The organism is Chromatiales bacterium, from assembly GCA_020445605.1.
Taxonomy (GTDB): Bacteria; Pseudomonadota; Gammaproteobacteria; order JAGRGH01; family JAGRGH01; genus JAGRGH01.
On record JAGRGH010000049.1, the window covers coordinates 40040 to 56939 of the forward strand.

Below are 16900 nucleotides of genomic sequence, written 5' to 3' on the forward strand. Positions count from 1 at the left end.
GGCAGGGCGCCGGCTCAGCCGCCGGTCATGGACATGAATCGTACCACCTGCCGGGGTTTTTCCCGGAACTCGTGGCGTTCGGGCTTCAGTGCGATCGCAGCGGCGAGGGTTTCGCGAAGCTCGGCGTCGGAGATGCCCGCGCGTAACGGTTCTCGCAGTTCGACGTTGTCGTTCTGACCCAGGCACAGATGCAGAGTGCCGTCCACGGTGACGCGCACACGATTGCAGGTTTCGCAGAAGTGCTGGGAAATCGGCGTGATGAAACCGATCTTGAGGTCCGTCCCGGCGACCTGGACATAGCGCGCCGGACCACCGCCGGGCATGGCCGCCGGAATCAGATCGTAGCGTTCGGCAAGCCGGGACCGCACGGTCTGCAGGTCGACATAGCCCCGGCTGGCATCGCGACCGGTGTCGCCGATCGGCATGGTCTCGATCAGCCGTAGCGTGAACCCGTGCTCCGCGCAGAAGTCGACCATGGCCTCGACCTCGTGGTCGTTCACGTCGCGCATCACCACCATGTTGATCTTGATCGGCGCGAAGCCTTCCTCCTTCGCGGCCATGAGCCCGGCGATGACGCGGTCGAGCCGGCCGGTGCGTGTGATCTCGTGGAACCGCTCGGCGTCCAGTGAATCCAGGCTGACGTTGATCCGGCTCACACCCGCAGCGCGCAATGCCGCCGCATGTCGTGCGAGTTGCGAGGCGTTGGTCGATAGCGAAAGGTCTTCGATACCGTCGAGCGCAGCGAGGAGACCGGCGAGTTCGGGCAGGCCGCGACGGGTCAGTGGTTCACCGCCGGTGATGCGCACGCGGCGCACGCCGAGCGCGGCGAACGCACCGATCACGCGTTCGATCTCCTCGAAGCGCAGCCAGTGGTCTGGCTCCTCGAAGCCGCGAAAACCCTCCGGCATGCAGTAGCTGCAGCGGAAGTCGCAGCGGTCGGTGACCGACAGTCGAACGTATTCGATCCGCCGGCCGAATGGATCGATCAGCTCAGCCATCCAAGCACCCGTTCCACGACGCCGTGAGCCGCATGGATCGACTCAGGCGATTGGTGCCACGGAGGCCACGGCGATGCCCGTTCCGATCGTCGCGATCAGGGCCCAGAACACCAGATCGGTCAATAGATCACGCGGACTTCGCATGGATGGTCTCCGGTTGGATCTCAGCGGCCAGGGACAGCGTCGGCCATGGCGGCGGTGACGCTAATCGCCTGGGTCGGACAGCCGCGCACGCACTTGCCGCAACCGTTACAGGCCTCTGCCGCGATCGCGGGTCGCGAGCGGGCATCGGCACCGATCGCACGGGTCGGACAGGCATACCGGCAGCTCACGCAGATTACTCCGTTCCAGGCCAGACAGGCAGACGGGTCCAGTGTCGCCAGACCGATTGCGGGCAGCGTCGCCGGCACCACGGTATGCGGACAGGCCGTTCCACAGTCCCCACAAAAGGTACAGCCCCCGGCGCCGAAATCCAGGTAGGGCTGGCCGGCCAGCGCGTGATTCTGTGGGTGTTTCCGGATGATCCCCTCGGAGCACGAGGACACACACGGTGCGGCGCAGTCTCGGCACGGAGCGGCTGAGTCGAGGCCGGCCAGGGTGGCGGCCACGCCAGGCGGTGGCGGGCCGAGTGGCTTCATCGCCGCTGCGGCCAGCGCGCGGCCCTCATGTGTCAGGGCCCTGCCGCGCAGAAATGCGCGTCTGTCGGAATCGACTGTTAATGAGCGGCTCATCGAACTTGCGGTCGAAGCCCTGCCTAGAAGGTGTTGTCAACCAGCGTCGGGGCGTTGGCCTGAGGTACATGGCACTGGGTGCAGACGTAACGCGATCCGCTCAGTTTATCGCCGGCGGTCGGTGCAAGTCCTGCGGCTGGTTTGCCATAGGCGGGCTCCGCGTAGTGGCTGGCCGGGATCGAAGTGGGCAGACCCTTTTGCTTGATACCGCGCATGTTGGGCTTGTCGTGACAGCCCAGGCAGGCGTTCGAACCGGCCTTGACCGGCGTGAACAATGCGATGTTGTGTGGAATCTGCGGTGGCGCGGTCACGTAGGCAACGGGCAGGCGCTCGTTGGAGCCCGGAAAGCTCTGCGTATATTCCGTCGGCGGCGGGGCCGGGGCGTCACGCACGTCAGTGCGAGAAAGGCCCATGTCACTGGCGGAGATCGCCTGACCGGCCTGGGTGGCAGGAACCATGAACCAGGCCGCGGCGAGAATCATCAGGTAACGTTTCATGCGGTTTTCCTCCGGTGGTCTTGTGTTTGTGTTGCCTGCCGATTGTGCTGATCAATCAGCCAGCGCAGATCGTACGAAAGGGTGTCTTCCGGGCACACGCTGATGCATTGCCCGCAGTTCGTGCATTCGCCCGAGGTGATTCGTCCGGCCGCGGCTGCCTGCTTCAGGTTCAGCACCTGCGGTTCCGGGCAAACCTTCGCGCACTCGCCACAGTGCGTGCAGGTCGGTGGGTCGAAGCGCACGCGCACCGGCGCGAACGACCCGACCAGGGCGTAGAACGCCCCGAGCGGACACAGGTGCCCGCACCATCCATGCCGCAGCACGAACAGGTCGAACAGGAACACGCCGAGTACAGCCGTCCAGCCCAGTCCGATGCCGAAGATCAACTCGCGATGCAGCATGCTGATCGGGCTGATCCACTCGAATGCCGCGATGCCCGTAAGCGCGCTGAGGACCAGCGTCAGGGCGAGCGCGATGTAACGCACGCCGCGCCGAACCGACAGCGCGTCGCGCAGGCCGAGCTTTTTGCGCAACCAGCCCGCGGCATCTGTGACCGGGTTGATCGGGCAAACCCATGCGCACCAAGTGCGGCCGCCAAGCGCCGCATACAGCGCGAAGATGATCGCGGCGCCGATCAACACCTCGCGTGCCGGCCAGTGTCCCGTGAGGATGATCTGCAATACCGCGAATGGATCGGCCATGGGCAGCGCATCCAGCAGCTTCGAACTGCTCAGGTTGCCGAGCAGCACGGGGTGCCCGGCGATCTCCCAACCCCAGCGCGCCGTGCCTATGAACAACACCAGCACGGTGATCTGCACGAGACGACGTGCGATCAGGTAACGCCACACGCGGAGTTTTCCGGTCAGGCTTGCCGGCATGACAAACGGACGCACCGGACGCCCGTTCGGGCCGATGCGGGGCACGTTCGGTGGTGTCACAGGGGGTTCGCATTGAGATAGTCGAGTCCGCCCGGCGATTCCCCAGTCGGCGCGGGTGTCCGGTCGGCGGGTACGAATTCCTGGGTGATTTCGTTGTCGATTTTCCAGCCCAGCCGATAGTGTTCACCGATCCGGCCCTGGACCAGGTCGGCCTGCACGACACGGATTGCGGCGAGTTCGGTGGGGCAGGCCTTTTCGCAGATACCGCAGCCGGTGCAGGCGTTTGAATGCACGATGGGTACGAACATGCCGTGCTTGGAAAGCTTGCGTGGCTGGTTCTCGATCGTGATTGCCGTGCCCTTCAACGGGCATTCCCTGTAACAGACTTCGCAGCGCAGACCCTGCCAGGACAGGCAGCTCTCGATGTCGATTGCCGCGAGCCCCATGCGGGATGCCTCGATCGAGTCCAGCTCGGGATTCAGCGCACCGGTCGGGCAGGCCGCCTTGCACGGGATGTCCTCGCACATGTAGCAGGGCACGTCACGGGGCGTGAAATACGGCGTGCCGATCGGGATGCCTTCGCCGGCCGCTGAGAGTCTCAGCGTGTCATACGGACAGGCGCGCACGCACTGTCCGCATTTGATGCACTTGGCGTTGAAGTCGTCTTCTGCGAGTGCGCCCGGTGGACGGATGGCAAACGGCGTTGCACGCGCCTCGTTCTTCAGCAGGAACGACCAGACCAGACCGGCCGTGGCGGCAAGCGCAGTCCCTTGCGCCGCTTTCGCCAGAAATTCACGCCGTGTACTTGCCATGGGCGGATGCCGCTGAAAACGCGCTCACTCAGGCCTTGTAGACCTTCACGGCACATTTCTTGAAATCCGTTTCCTTGGACATCGGGCAGGTCGCGTCCAGCGTGACCTTGTTGATGAACACACCCTCGTCGAACCACGGTACGAAGATCGAACCACGTGGCATCGTGTTTCGACCCTGGGTCTCCACACGTGCCTGTATCTTGCCGCGGCGCGATTCGACCCAGGCCAGATCGTTGCGTGCCAGGCCGAGCTTTTCGGCATCTTTCGGGTGCATGAAGATCTGCGCGGCCGGAACGGCACGGTGTAGCTCCGGAACACGTCGTGTCATCGTTCCGGAATGCCAGTGCTCCAGTACCCGACCGGTTGCGAGCCAGAACGGATAGTTTTCGTCCGGGCGCTCGACCGGCGCCGCGTAGGGCCGGAAGAAGATCTTGGCCTTGCCGGCAAGCGAGGTCTTCTCCTTGTTCGTGACGCCATCCAGGTCGCCGCTCGGCAGCGCCTTCAGCGCCTTGCCGTAGAACTCGATATCGCCATTCTTGACGTAGGGATCGTACTTCGCGTTGAAGCGGATCTGCGTCTCCTTGCCGTCGACGACCGGCCACTTCAGGCCACGCACATCGTCGCGCATATAGGTGTCGAACTCGGCCAGATCATGCGCATGTCCGCGACCGAAGCTGGCATATTCCTCGAACATCGCCTTTTCCGGGAACCAGCCATCGCCAAGCCAGTTTGCCGTGCTGTTGTCATGGCCCTTCGCGACCGGGTCTGGCCAGGGGAATTTTTTCTTCAGCTCTTTGCGCGCGAACAAGACGTCGTACAAGTTGTCGTCCGGCGAGTAACCCATCTTTTTCGCCTCGGCCATGATGTCTGGCAGCTTGCCGTCTTCGAAGCCGGCCTCTTTCAGGCCAGGTATCGGAGACTCGCCCCAGACTTCCTTCAGCTTGAAGCGCTTGGAGAACTCCATGACCTGCCAGACGTCGTTACGCGCGTCGCCGGGCGAGGGCACCTGTTCGCGCCAGCCCTGGGTGCGCCGCTCGGCATTCCCGTAAAGACCCCATTTCTCGAAGATCATCGAGGTCGGCAGGATCAGGTCTGCCACCTTCGCCGAGATCCCGGGATACGGATCAGAGCAGACGATGAAGTTGTCCATGTCGCGCGCACCGGTGATCCAGTGGTTCGCGTTGGCCGTCGCCTGGAACGGATTGTTGACCTGCACCCAGGCGAACTTGACCGTGCCGTCCTCGAGATCGCGAAGGATCTTGGTGATGTGACTGCCGACCTTCGGGTTCACGGTCTTCGCCGGCACATTCCAGGTCTTCTCGGCAAAGGCGCGGTGATCGGCATTCGTCACGACCATGTCGGCCGGCAGACGGTGGGCAAACGTGCCCACTTCCCGCGCGGTACCGCAGGCCGAGGGCTGTCCGGTCAGCGAGAACGCGCCACTGCCGGGCTGGCATTGCTTGCCCGTCAGCAGATGGTTCATGTAGGCCTGTTCGTTGACCCAGCTGCCGCGCTGGTGCTGGTTGAATCCCATGGTCCAGAACGACACGAGCTTGCGGTCCGGGTCGGCATAGTAGTCGGCCAGCTGTTTCAGCTTTTCCTTGAACTGCTCCATGGGTTCGTCCGGATCGCCCTTGGCGACCTCGGCGACGAAGTCCAGGGTGTACGGTTCAAGACCACGCTTGAATTCCTCGAAGCTGATCAGCCAGTGCTTGACCGGGGCTTTGGTGTTCTTCTGCTCGACGACCTCACCCTCGGTGCGACGTTGGGCAATGGCTTCGTGTTTGGTCAGCGTGTGGCGGATTTCATTGGCCTGGGTGTCTTTCTCGGCGTCATAGGCGAACTTGTCGGTCGCACGCATGCCGTAGCCGATGTCGTATGGCCCGGTCGCGAATACGCAGTGCTTGTCGACGAAATCCTGATTGACCGCGCCGCGCTTGACGATCTCACGCGCGATGTAGTTCTGGATCGCAAGATCGCCACTCGGGGCGAAGATGATCTCGAGATCGGCCATGTCCGAGGACATGTTGCGGTAGGTCGACAGGTTCACGATCTTCATCTTGTCGTGACCAAGGCGCCGATCGGCAATGCGTGCCCAAAGAATCGGGTGCATCTCCGCCATGTTCGCGCCCCAGAGGACCGCGGTATCGGTGTGTTCGATGTCGTCGTAGTTGCCGGCCGGCTCATCAATGCCAAAGGTCTGGATGAACGCGACCACGGCCGAGGCCATGCAGTGGCGTGCGTTCGGGTCGATGTTGTTCGAACGCAGCCCGGCTTTCATGAACTTCGCCGAGGTATAGCCTTCGGGAATGGTGTACTGGCCAGAGCCGATGATTGCGACACCATGCGGGCCTTTTTCCTTGAGTGCGGCCTTGCACTGCTTTTCCATTTCGTCGAAGGCGCGTTCCCAGCTGACGGGCCCGAACTTGCCCTTCTTGTCGAACTTGCCGTTGGTCATGCGCAGCAGGGGCTGGGTCAGGCGATCCTTGCCGTAGAGGATCTTGCCGTTGAAATAGCCCTTGATGCAGTTGAGCCCGCGGTTGACCGGCGCGTCCGGATCACCCTTGGTCGCGACGATCTTGCCGTCCTTGGTGGCGATCTGGATGCCGCAGCCGGTTCCACAGAACCGGCACACGCCCTTGTCCCACTGCCAGCCGGCTTCGGCGTCGGCAGCCGCAGCAACCGGAGCGGCGACGGGGATGCCTACAGTGGCTGCGGTCGTGGCGGCGATCGAGGATTTGATGAAATCGCGACGGGATACGGACATGGGTGGCCTCCTACGGCGATGGTCTGTTCGCCAGTGCCCGCGGCAGGCGCGGAGCAGTCGGCGTGGTTTTAGTCATTCAGGGCTGCGGGTACGGCACGCGAATCGAAACCGGTCTCGGTGTCGAGGTCGGAGGGATTCGCGTTGATGACCGGCGACTCTTCGTCAAAACGGTGATAGACGAGTTCGGCATAGACCACATGGGGCAGGGACTTGATGGCGCGCAGGGTCGCGACTTCGCTGCCCGTGTTGGCGGCCTCGATGGTCGCGACCAGGCGCGAACTCTGCGTATCCACCTGGTGGACATCCACGCCGTCGATCGACGTCAGCGAGTCGATCACGGCTTCCAAGCGCCCGGAAGCGCTCTGCACGACGATGCCTGAAATGTTCACTCCGTCCTCGCTTTTACTTGTTGAGGCGCTGATGCGCTCTGCGTCCGCAGTTTCAGCCTGCCCGGGCGGGGTTGGGCGTTGCGCAGGCACAGCTGGTCTCGAGACATAGTAGGCGGCTGCGGGCAGAGCGTCCTTGACGTGCGTCAAGTCAGTGCACCGAATCAATGACCGGGATCATGTGAAGAGCCGGAAGCACCGGAGTTGGGCGCGTTATCTGGGCATATTCGAAAATACTGATCGCACTTTTTCGCGCTTGAAGCGCCGATCCGGCTCGGTCTGCCCCGAGCGGCCGGCGCGCGACGGCGGGGCCGTGTGCGGCGGCGAAAAGAAAAAAATCCTGCTACAGCGGCCGGTTGCGCACACCGGCCCCCAATCTGTCCACAGTTTGTCCGTAGGACAATTCTCTAAAACACAATATCTTGTGTTTGACAAAGCGGAGACTGCCTATATATTGGGTATTCAGGAGCCTGGAACAGGCTTCGGACAACAACGAGCACCACCACGACCGCGGCCGGCCTGAACCGCTGAACATGCCGGCGCGCTCGCGCCTTCGGAGGACCTGCGGCCCATGAGCACACTGCGCGCTGACGACCTGAAGAACCGCGTCCACAAGCCTGCCGAGATCGGCATGCAGGCCGCCTCACAGGACATCTGGGACAAGAAGTACCGCCTCAAGACCAAAACTGGTGAGGTGCTCGATCAGGACATCGACGCGACCTACCGGCGCATCGCAACCGCGCTGGCCGAATGCGAGTCCACGCCGGCCCTGCGCAAGCACTGGGCCGAGCGCTTCGTCTGGGCGCTGCGCCATGGCGCGATCCCGGCCGGGCGCATTGTTTCGAACGCCGGCGCGCAGGCGCACAAGCCGGCGACCTCGACGATCAACTGCACGGTCTCGGGCACGATCCGCGACTCCATGGACGACATCCTCGGCAAGGTCCACGAGGCCGGGCTGACGCTCAAGGGCGGCTCCGGCATCGGCTACGAGTTCTCGACCCTGCGACCGAAGGGCGCGTACGTCTCGGGCGCCGGGGCCTATACCTCCGGCCCGCTGTCGTTCATGGACATCTACGACAAGATGTGTTTCACCGTGTCGTCGGCCGGCGGGCGGCGCGGCGCGCAGATGGCGACCTTCGATGTCGGGCATCCGGACGTCATGGATTTCATTCGAGCCAAGCGCGAGAACGGCCGCCTGCGGCAATTCAACCTGAGCCTTTTGATCACCGAGCCGTTCATGCAGGCCGTGCAGGACGACGCGGACTGGGCGCTGGCGTTTCCGCTCGACCAGCGCGAGCAGCAGGAATCGCCGATCGACCTGAACGATGCCGAGATCGTGATCTGGCGCGACTGGCCCAGCACGCAGGGCTATGTCAGCAACGAAGTCGGTCAGGTCGCCTGCAAGGTCTACCGGCGCATCCGCGCGCGGCGCCTGTGGGACATGATCATGAGTTCCACCTACGATTTTGCCGAACCGGGCTTCATCCTGATCGACAAGGTCAACGACGAGAACAACAACTGGTTCTGCGAGAACATCCGCGCGACCAATCCCTGTGGCGAACAGCCGCTGCCGCCGTATGGCGCATGTCTGCTGGGCTCGGTGAACTTGACGCGCTTCGTGCGCGATCCGTTCACGAAAAATGCGCGCTTCGACTGGGATGAGTTCCGCGAGGTGGTCGCGGTGTTCACGCGCATGCTCGACAACGTCGTCGAGATCAACGGCCTGCCGCTCGACAAGCAGCGCGCCGAGATCATCCGCAAGCGTCGCCACGGCATGGGTTTTCTCGGTCTGGGGTCGACGCTGACCCTGCTGCGCATGAAGTACGGAACGGCACCGGCCGTGCGCTTCACCGAGGATGTGACCCGTGAACTGGCCGTCACCGGCTGGAAGGTCGCGCTGGAACTGGCGAAGGAGAAGGGCGCCGCGCCGATCATGAGCGAGGAGTTCGAGGTGACCGAGTCCATGCTCGCGCACCGGCCCGAAATGCGCCGTGACGGTTTCCGCGTCGGCGAGCGTGTGCCGGGTCGCGTGCTGCATGCGCGCTACAGCCGCTACATGCAGCGCCTGGCCGAGGTCGAGCCGGAGCTGGTCGAGGCGCTTGCAAGCGAGGGCGCTCGCTTCACGCACCACAGCTCGATCGCGCCGACCGGCACGATCTCGCTGTCGCTTGCGAACAATGCCTCGAACGGCATTGAACCCTCGTTTGCACATCATTATTCGCGCAATGTGATCCGCGAGGGCCGCAAGACCAAGGAGAAGGTCGACGTGTATTCCTACGAGCTGCTGGCCTATCGCGAACTCGTCGACCCGCAGGCATACCCGGATGCCGAGGACGACGCCCACCGGCTGCCGGAATACTTCATCGCGGCCGACGACATCACGCCGCGCGCGCATGTCGACATCCAGGCCGCCGCGCAGAAGTGGATCGATTCATCGATCTCCAAGACCGCGAACGTGCCGACGGATTATCCGTTCGAGGATTTCAAGGATATCTATCTGTACGCCTATGAGAGCGGGCTCAAGGGCTGCACGACCTTCCGCTTCAATCCGGAGGCGTTCCAGGGCGTGCTGGTCAAGGAGAAGGATCTCGAAAACACGACCTACGAATTCAAGCTCAAGGACGGCACGACCGTCCGGGCGCGGGGCAACGAAATGATCGAGTACGACGGCGAAGAACACACCGCGGCGAATCTGTTCGACGCGTTGAAAGAAGGCTACTACGGCAAGTTCTGATCCGTCACCAGCGGGGCAATCCGCAAGAGGGCAAACGAACATGAGCATCAAGATCGAGCAGAAGATCGTCGACTACGGTGTGGTTCGCGACGAACCGCAGGCCCCGGCTGCGCCGAAGGAGGAGCGCCCGCGCGCCGACGTGATCCAGATGAATGAGCGTCTGGAGCGTCCGGAGCGACTCGAGGGCACGACCTACAAGGTCAAGACGCCGAACTCCGAACACGCGATGTACATCACAATCAACGACATCGTGCTGAACGAGGACACGCCGCACGAACACCGCCGGCCGTTCGAGATCTTCATCAACTCGAAAAACATGGACCACTTCCAGTGGATCGTGGCCCTGACGCGCATCATGTCGGCGGTGTTCCGCAAGGGTGGTGACGTGACCTTCCTGGTCGAGGAACTTCGCAGCGTGTTCGATCCGCACGGCGGTTATTTCAAGAAGGGTGGCCGCTTTGTGCCGTCCGTGATCGCCGAGATCGGCGACATCATCGAATGCCATCTGAAGAAGATCGGCATGATCGTGGAATGCGATCTCGAGACCGGACAGAAGGAGCTGATCCGGAAGGCGCGGGAAAAGGCCGGGCTGGACTCTGCACCCGGGGCGGAGGATACCGGTTATCCCGACAGCGCGACGGTGTGTCGCAAGTGCTCGACCAAGGCCGTGGTGATGCTCGACGGCTGCATGACCTGTCTGAGCTGCGGCGACTCCAAGTGCGGCTGATGGCTTCGAGCGTAGCCGTACGCGATCCTGCTATTGATTGTGGCGATGTTTCGCCGTGCCCTGAGAAGCTCTGAGCGTATCGGCATTTCCTGACATTCGGTTACCGGTCGACTCCTCGACGACCGTGATTTCGGGGCCCGCGTTCTGCGTGGCCCCGTGTTTTTCACAACGCCAACACGCTGTTCTGCACGCGTGCAATTTGCGCCTCAGGTCTCGTGCTTGCACCAGGTTTCGTCACGAAGCTGTAACACAGCGGTGTGTTTTCCTCTCGGAGTGCCGTTTCACCGGGTCTCGCCCCGGCGTTCTTGATCGTCGTCAAGGATTGCAATCTGCACCCTGCGTATTAATGTGCGCGGGATCCAGTAAACCGGCATAACTGATTGATTTAGATTAATTAGAAACACCTAATTGATCTGCGTCATCAAGCGAAGTGGTTCCCGTCCGGCGTATCAGAAAGATGCGCTAGACCTAGTGTTCAGACCGGAGCATTCCGGCAAGGCACCTCAACCAAAGGGGACAACTCATGACAACTCGCCGCCGAGACTCCCGGATTTTGAGTCCGTGGAGCATTGTTTTCACAGCATTGCTGTGTTTGGGCTCAACCACCGCGAATGCCGCGCGCCCCTCGGGGAAGATCGGCGTCGACTGGGGTGACCCCAAGGGCCAGCAGTGCGTTGACTGCCATCGCTCGGTCACGCCGGGCCTCACCATGGAGTGGAACAACAGCCAGCATGGACAGCTGGGCGTCAACTGTCTCGACTGCCACAAGGCGGAAGACGGCGACAAGGACGGCTTCGCCCATGCCGGACAGAAGGTTTCGGTCATCGTTTCGCCGAAGGACTGCTCGCGTTGCCACAGCACCGAGTTCGAGGAGATGGACGGATCGCATCACTCGCATGCGGGTCGCATCCTGGCGTCGCTGGACAACCTGCTCGGTGAAGTCATCGGTGGTCCGGCTGCGGTGCATGTAGGCTGCCGTCAGTGTCACGGCGCGGTGGTCGAGATCGGCGCCGATGGCAAGCCGACCGCCGACACTTGGCCAAACACCGGCATCGGCCGCAAGAACCCGGACGGCAGCGAGGGTTCCTGCACGGCCTGTCACACGCGGCACCGCTTCTCCAAGATGCAGGCGCGTACGCCGGATACCTGTGGCAAGTGCCACGTCGGACCGGATCATCCGCAGATCGAGGTTTACAACGAATCCAAGCACGGCATCCTGTATCGCGCGTTCAAGGACGAGCTGAACATGACGTCGGACAAGTGGGTTGCGGGCGTGGATTACTCCGCGGCGCCGACCTGTGCGTCCTGCCACATGAGTGCCGGCGGCAGCGAGGGCAAGACCCACAACGTCGGAGACCGCATCTCCTGGACGCTGCGTCCGCCGGTATCCAAGAAGTTGAACATGGTCCGGCTCGACAACGGTCAGGAAAAGGACATCCCGGGTGACAATCCGGAACTGCCGGCGATCGGCTCATCGCCGGATTGGGCGAATGGTGCGAAGGTCGTCGAGGTGCTGACTTGGCAGCAACGCCGCGACAAGATGAAGCAGGTCTGCCGTGCGTGTCATACCTCGAGTGTCGTGGAAGGGCATTACCTGCAGTTCGACAACCTGGTGGAACTTTACAACGAGAAGTTCGCCAAGCCCATTGCCGCGATCATGGGTGAACTCAAGGAGAAGGGTTACATCACCAAGAGTCCGTTCGACGAGAAGATCGAGTGGGTCTGGTGGGAGATCTGGCACCACGAGGGCCGTCGTGCTCGCCACGGTGCTTCGATGAACGGTCCGGACTATGCCTGGTGGCACGGCATCTACGATGTCGCGAAAAACACCTACTTCGAGTGGATTCCGGAGCTCAAGGAAGTCGCCCACAAGAAGGACGGCAACGAGCACTTCGCCGAGGCGATGCTCGAGAAGTACTTCAAACCCATCGAGGGGCATGACTGGTACTTCAACGGCATGAGCAAGGATCAGCTCGACAAGGTTCGCAAGGGCTTTGAAGCCCGCTACGGCAAGGGTTCCCTGAAGTAGCATCCTGAGTTGCATTGGGCCGGATCAAGCGATCCGGCCCGATGCCGTCCGGCCCCGGTCGCGGTGTCTGTGCCGCGGCGGGGCATTCCAAGCAGGAGTCCCCCAATGCGACATTTCAATGCCGCCAGTCTTTTTTTCTGCCTGATGCTGGCGTTTTCGGCGAGTGCCCCGGCGGCGGCATCCGCGGAAGATTCCGAATCGTTGCTCAAACAGGGCGAGGCGCTGTCGGCCGAAGGTCGCTTTGCCGATGCGCTGGAGTACTTCAAACGAGCCACCGCCGCCAATCCGAAGTCATCCGTCGCATTCTTCCGCCAGGGCGGCATGGAGATTGCGTTGCAGCGCTACGATGACAGCATTCAGAGCTTTCAGAACGCGGTCGAACTGGACTCCAGTCTCGGCCCCGCATTCCTGGGCATGGCGATCGCCTTGATCCATACCGGTCGTTATGACACGGCCCGACTCGCGCTCGACGAGGCGTTGCAGCGTTCGCCGCAGCGCGCAGCGGAGATCGAACACGTCAAGGCCTGGCTGAGTCAACGTTCCGACGGCGAGTCGCTTGGGCACAGCGAGCGCCCGATGGCATTCATGCCGCAACACTAACCACCAGAACAATGCTGCGTCGCCAGACGAGTGGCGCAGCCGACGAGGAGGAGATTTCGATGAGACTGAGACTCAAGATCACGGCAGCGGCGCTCCTGGCGGGCGCGCTGCTCCAGGCGACTGGGTCGATCGCAAGCGATCCGCGATCGGCCGAGATGCTGGCGCGTACCTGCGCCGGTTGTCACGGAACGGATGGCGTAAGCAGCGGGATTGCAAATCCTTCCATTGCCGGCCTGAACGGCGAGTACCTGAACAAGGCGATGGACGAGTTTGCCAAGGATACCCGCCCGTCGACCATCATGGGCCGCATTGCCCGCGGTTACAGCGAGCTGGAAATCAAGGCGATTGCCGACTATTTTGCCGCGCGGCCGTGGGTGTCTTCCAGCGCTTCTACAAAACCGGCGCTGGTCGAGAAGGGGCGCGGACTGCATGAACGGTCCTGCGCAACCTGCCATACCGACGGTGGTCGTGGCGGGCCGGGTGCGACACCGCGCATGGCCGGGCAATGGCCGGCCTATCTGTATATGCAGATGCGCGATATGCACGATCCCGGGTATCTAGGTCCGTCGCCGCTGCTGATGCGCCAGCTGATCCAGCAGCTCAGCGACGACGATTTGCATGCGCTCGCGCACTACTACGCAAGCCAGAAGTAGAGGAGTCCGATCATGTCCAAGCTTTCACGTAGGGATTTTGTCCGGATCCTCGGCGCCTCCTCGGCACTCGGGCTGCTCGGCGCCTCCGGCATGGCCCGTTCGGCGGGCACCAAGGCCCGTGTGGTGGTGATCGGCGGTGGCTACGGTGGCACCATCGCGGCGAAATACATCGCGATGTCGGATCCAGGCATCCGTGTCACGCTGATCGAGAAGGACTCGCAGTTCGTCTCGTGCCCGCTCAGCAACGAGGTGCTGAGCGGCGATCGCACCATCGGGTCGCTGACGTTCGGCTACCACGGCCTCACTGGGCATGGCGTCAACGTCATGCAGGACGAGATCATCGATATCGACGCCGCAAACAAGTATGCACGCGGCAAGTCCGGTAATCGTTACAACTACGACATGCTGGTTGTCTCGCCGGGCGTGGATTTCAAATGGGGTGCGATCAAGGGCTACGACGAGGCGGCATCGCAACACATGCCGCACGCCTGGAAGGCCGGCGAGCAGACCCTGCTGCTGCGGCGTCAGCTCGAAGCGATGCGTGATGGCGGCACGTTTTTCATCGTCGCGCCGCCGAATCCGTTCCGATGCCCACCGGGGCCGTACGAGCGTGCCGCGCAGGCCGCCCACTATTTCAAGCATCACAAGCCGAAATCCAAGGTCGTCATCCTGGATCCGAAGGACAAGTTCTCCAAGCAGGGCCTGTTCACGGCCGGCTGGAAGGCCAACTACGGCGACATGATCGAGTGGGTGTCCGGTGCCGCGGGTGGCATCGTCGAGGAGGTCAGGCCGGGTTCGATGAAGATCATCGGCCAGGTCGACGAGCACACCGGCGATGTCGTCAACGTGATTCCACCGCAGCGTGCGGGCGCCATTGCACAGAAGGCCGGCCTGACCAACGACAGTGGCTGGTGTCCGGTCGATCAGCGCAGTTTCGAGTCATCCATCCACAAGGACATCTATGTGATTGGCGATTCCTGCATCGCCGGTGCCATGCCCAAATCCGGCTATGCGGCGAACTCGCAGGGCAAGGTTGTCGCGGCCAACGTTGTGGCCAAGGTCAACGGTCGCTCTGCTTCGGAGCCGTCCTACGTCAACACCTGCTACAGCGTGATCGCGCCGGATTACGGCATATCGGTCGCGGCCGTTTATCAGCTCGGCGAGAACGGGATTGTTGGGGTCAAGGGCGCCGGCGGATTGTCACCGGGCCAGGCCAGCGCCCGGACCCGCGCCGACGAGGTCATGTACGCCTACGGCTGGTATCAGAACATTACGTCCGACATGTTCTCCTGAATACCCATAAATCCCCCCTGGGTGATTGTCGCGGCACCTCTCGGGGTGCCGCGAATCGTTTTGTTCCACGAACCCGCGCAGCCGTCCACTGCGGGTGTCTGGGGCGGTGTCGCGGCTGGTCAAGCCCGGGGTGATCGCGTATGATTGCCGGCTCTATCCGGGGCCATAGCTCAGCTGGGAGAGCGCTACAATGGCATTGTAGAGGTCGGCGGTTCGATCCCGCCTGGCTCCACCAAAATCCCCCCGGGACGGGCGCCGATCGCAACGATCCGCGCCCGTTTTGTTTTTGCCGTTCCGTCAGCCGGACGGAACAGACCGAACCTCGAAGCTGAGTGCTTCGAGATCGCCGAACACCCAAGTCGCAGCCGCACCGCCCGCGCCACCCACCGTGCCGGGATCAACGAGCGTCGTTTTGCCCCCCTTCAGATTCGGCAGTTGCTCGATCCCCGGAACGTGGCTATGGCCGCAGCAGACCAAGTCCCAATCCCCGGTGGCGCACATCGCGCGTGCATAGTGCGGGTAGTGGACCAGAAAGATGCGCCGGCCGCCGAGTTCAAGTTCGGCGTCCTGGCCGTGGAAGGTGATCGCGCGATCGCGCCTGGCGGCCATGCGGCTCATCACGACGAGGTCGCCCGTATTGTTGCCATGAATGACATGGATCGGCAGGCCGACATCGGTCACTGCGGCCAGCGTACTCGGGGCGACGACGTCGCCGCAGTGCAGCACCGTTTCGGCACCCATGGCGTGCGCGTCGGCAAGCGCTCGCGCCAGCAGCGGGATGTTGTCGTGGCTGTCCGAAACGATCGCGACTTTCATGGGCGGGTGGTCGGAGACACAGCTTCGACAGGATGTTGAAAACGGTCCGTCGATGGCCTTTTCGACGTCACAGCCGAAGCGCGAAGATTTCCGTTGCTGACGAAAATCCAACGCTTCGAGGTTCGGTTTCCTGGCGAAACTCCCCCGCACGACACCACAGCCTGCCGCCCCAGTGGAACGACGGGTGTCCGGCGTCGCCGGGGCGCGCTGGGCGGCAAAAGCGGCGGCCCAGCCACCGCCGCCATGCGGATCAGAAGTTCGGGCGTTCCGGCGCTTCCTTGAACATCCTCACGCTGTCGAGGATTTCCTGCTTGGCTTCCTCGACGCCGGCCCAGCCGCCCACGCGAACCCACTTGCCTTCGTCCAGGTCCTTGTAGTGCTCGAAAAAGTGCGCGATCTGGTTGAGCAGTTCCTCGGGCATGTCGCGAAACGAGTCCACGCGCCGGTAGGTCTTGCAAAGCTTGTCGATGGGCAGGGCGAGCACCTTGGCATCGTCGCCCGATTCGTCGGTCATCTTCAGCACACCGACCGGCCGGCAGCGGATCACCGAGCCCGAGATGAGCGGGTAGGGCGTCACGACCAGCACGTCGACCGGGTCGCCATCCGCGGACAGCGTGTGCGGCACGTAGCCGTAGTTGCACGGATAGTGCATGGCCGTCGACATGAACCGGTCGACGAACATCGCGCCGGTATGTTTGTCGAGTTCGTATTTGACCGGGTCGCTGTGCGCCGGGATCTCGACTATGACGTTGATGTCGTTCGGGACGTCGGCGCCCGAGGTGACGCGGTCAAGGATCATCGATTCGGTCCTGTGCTGCGGTAGGTCTCATTTTGGCGCTCTGATCCATCCATCCCGGATTGCCAGAGCGATGAAAACGTGAAACGCGGGTTCCCGTTTTCTCTCATTTTCAATGGCTTGCGCGCATGGAAAATGTCTGCACGTCCCTGTGCCGAAAGAAGCTCTGACCGAATCAGAGCT

Annotated in this window: 15 protein-coding genes and 1 tRNA gene; 7 read left to right on the forward strand and 9 right to left on the reverse strand. The window is 62.6% G+C overall.

Going from position 1 to position 16900, the window contains the following annotated elements; all coding sequences use genetic code 11:
• Positions 1 to 14: 14 nt before the first annotated feature.
• The 7 genes from moaA to KDG50_10490 form a co-directional block, all read right to left on the reverse strand.
• Complete coding sequence (moaA, locus tag KDG50_10460) at positions 15 to 998, reverse strand: GTP 3',8-cyclase MoaA (GenBank protein ID MCB1865844.1); 984 nt, start codon at positions 996 to 998, stop codon at positions 15 to 17.
• 164 nt (positions 999 to 1162) lie between these two features.
• On the reverse strand, positions 1163 to 1330 hold the full coding sequence (locus tag KDG50_10465) for a 4Fe-4S binding protein (protein MCB1865845.1): 168 nt from the start codon (positions 1328 to 1330) through the stop codon (positions 1163 to 1165).
• A 422-nt stretch (positions 1331 to 1752) separates the two neighbouring features.
• Positions 1753 to 2226, reverse strand: a complete 474-nt coding sequence (locus tag KDG50_10470) for a nitrate reductase cytochrome c-type subunit (protein MCB1865846.1) — start codon at positions 2224 to 2226, stop codon at positions 1753 to 1755.
• Positions 2223 to 3104, reverse strand: a complete 882-nt coding sequence (napH, locus tag KDG50_10475) for a quinol dehydrogenase ferredoxin subunit NapH (protein ID MCB1865847.1) — start codon at positions 3102 to 3104, stop codon at positions 2223 to 2225. Before napH ends, KDG50_10470 begins: the two co-directional genes overlap by 4 nt.
• A gap of 56 nt (positions 3105 to 3160) precedes the next feature.
• Positions 3161 to 3916: a ferredoxin-type protein NapG gene (gene napG / locus KDG50_10480; protein MCB1865848.1), complete on the reverse strand. Its 756-nt coding sequence runs from the start codon at positions 3914 to 3916 to the stop codon at positions 3161 to 3163.
• A 28-nt stretch (positions 3917 to 3944) separates the two neighbouring features.
• Positions 3945 to 6683, reverse strand: coding sequence for a nitrate reductase catalytic subunit NapA (gene napA, locus KDG50_10485; GenBank protein ID MCB1865849.1), 2739 nt, complete (start codon positions 6681 to 6683; stop codon positions 3945 to 3947).
• Positions 6684 to 6751: 68 nt separating this feature from the next.
• Positions 6752 to 7072, reverse strand: coding sequence for a chaperone NapD (locus tag KDG50_10490; protein MCB1865850.1), 321 nt, complete (start codon positions 7070 to 7072; stop codon positions 6752 to 6754).
• A 628-nt stretch (positions 7073 to 7700) separates the two neighbouring features.
• On the opposite strand from KDG50_10490, the gene KDG50_10495 reads away from it, so the two are divergent.
• The 7 genes from KDG50_10495 (at position 7701) to KDG50_10525 (ending at position 15340) form a co-directional block, all read left to right on the forward strand.
• On the forward strand, positions 7701 to 9803 hold the full coding sequence (locus KDG50_10495; protein ID MCB1865851.1) for an adenosylcobalamin-dependent ribonucleoside-diphosphate reductase: 2103 nt from the start codon (positions 7701 to 7703) through the stop codon (positions 9801 to 9803).
• A 40-nt stretch (positions 9804 to 9843) separates the two neighbouring features.
• Positions 9844 to 10530, forward strand: coding sequence for an NrdJb (locus tag KDG50_10500; protein MCB1865852.1), 687 nt, complete (start codon positions 9844 to 9846; stop codon positions 10528 to 10530).
• 523 nt (positions 10531 to 11053) lie between these two features.
• Positions 11054 to 12559, forward strand: a complete 1506-nt coding sequence (locus tag KDG50_10505; GenBank protein MCB1865853.1) for a cytochrome C552 — start codon at positions 11054 to 11056, stop codon at positions 12557 to 12559.
• A 105-nt stretch (positions 12560 to 12664) separates the two neighbouring features.
• Positions 12665 to 13159 (forward strand): tetratricopeptide repeat protein, encoded by a 495-nt coding sequence (locus tag KDG50_10510; GenBank protein MCB1865854.1) that lies wholly within the window; start codon positions 12665 to 12667, stop codon positions 13157 to 13159.
• 59 nt (positions 13160 to 13218) lie between these two features.
• Entirely contained in the window at positions 13219 to 13812 is a 594-nt protein-coding gene (locus KDG50_10515) for a c-type cytochrome (GenBank protein ID MCB1865855.1), read from the forward strand.
• A 12-nt stretch (positions 13813 to 13824) separates the two neighbouring features.
• A complete protein-coding gene (locus KDG50_10520; protein ID MCB1865856.1) occupies positions 13825 to 15105 on the forward strand; it encodes an FAD-dependent oxidoreductase in 1281 nt (426 codons plus the stop codon).
• Between the two features lie 159 nt (positions 15106 to 15264).
• A tRNA-Ala gene (locus KDG50_10525) sits at positions 15265 to 15340 on the forward strand.
• A gap of 62 nt (positions 15341 to 15402) precedes the next feature.
• Here KDG50_10525 and KDG50_10530 read toward each other — a convergent pair.
• Both KDG50_10530 and ppa read right to left on the reverse strand, forming a co-directional pair.
• A complete protein-coding gene (locus KDG50_10530; GenBank protein ID MCB1865857.1) occupies positions 15403 to 15921 on the reverse strand; it encodes a metallophosphoesterase family protein in 519 nt (172 codons plus the stop codon).
• Between the two features lie 250 nt (positions 15922 to 16171).
• Positions 16172 to 16720 carry an inorganic diphosphatase gene (gene ppa, locus KDG50_10535; protein ID MCB1865858.1) on the reverse strand — a complete coding sequence of 183 codons (549 nt, stop codon included), beginning with the start codon at positions 16718 to 16720 and terminating at the stop codon, positions 16172 to 16174.
• Between the last annotated feature and the right edge of the window lie 180 nt (positions 16721 to 16900).

Coding starts and splice junctions, on each gene's coding strand:
- moaA (MCB1865844.1), bottom strand. CDS start 998: ATGGCTGAGCTGATCGATCCATTCGGCCGGCGGATCGAATACGTTCGA.
- KDG50_10470 (MCB1865846.1), bottom strand. CDS start 2,226: ATGAAACGTTACCTGATGATTCTCGCCGCGGCCTGGTTCATGGTTCCT.
- napH (MCB1865847.1), bottom strand. CDS start 3,104: ATGCCGGCAAGCCTGACCGGAAAACTCCGCGTGTGGCGTTACCTGATC.
- napG (MCB1865848.1), bottom strand. CDS start 3,916: ATGGCAAGTACACGGCGTGAATTTCTGGCGAAAGCGGCGCAAGGGACT.
- napA (MCB1865849.1), bottom strand. CDS start 6,683: ATGTCCGTATCCCGTCGCGATTTCATCAAATCCTCGATCGCCGCCACG.
- KDG50_10495 (MCB1865851.1), top strand. CDS start 7,701: ATGCAGGCCGCCTCACAGGACATCTGGGACAAGAAGTACCGCCTCAAG.
- KDG50_10500 (MCB1865852.1), top strand. CDS start 9,844: ATGAGCATCAAGATCGAGCAGAAGATCGTCGACTACGGTGTGGTTCGC.
- KDG50_10505 (MCB1865853.1), top strand. CDS start 11,054: ATGACAACTCGCCGCCGAGACTCCCGGATTTTGAGTCCGTGGAGCATT.
- KDG50_10510 (MCB1865854.1), top strand. CDS start 12,665: ATGCGACATTTCAATGCCGCCAGTCTTTTTTTCTGCCTGATGCTGGCG.
- KDG50_10515 (MCB1865855.1), top strand. CDS start 13,219: ATGAGACTGAGACTCAAGATCACGGCAGCGGCGCTCCTGGCGGGCGCG.
- KDG50_10520 (MCB1865856.1), top strand. CDS start 13,825: ATGTCCAAGCTTTCACGTAGGGATTTTGTCCGGATCCTCGGCGCCTCC.
- KDG50_10530 (MCB1865857.1), bottom strand. CDS start 15,921: ATGAAAGTCGCGATCGTTTCGGACAGCCACGACAACATCCCGCTGCTG.
- ppa (MCB1865858.1), bottom strand. CDS start 16,720: ATGATCCTTGACCGCGTCACCTCGGGCGCCGACGTCCCGAACGACATC.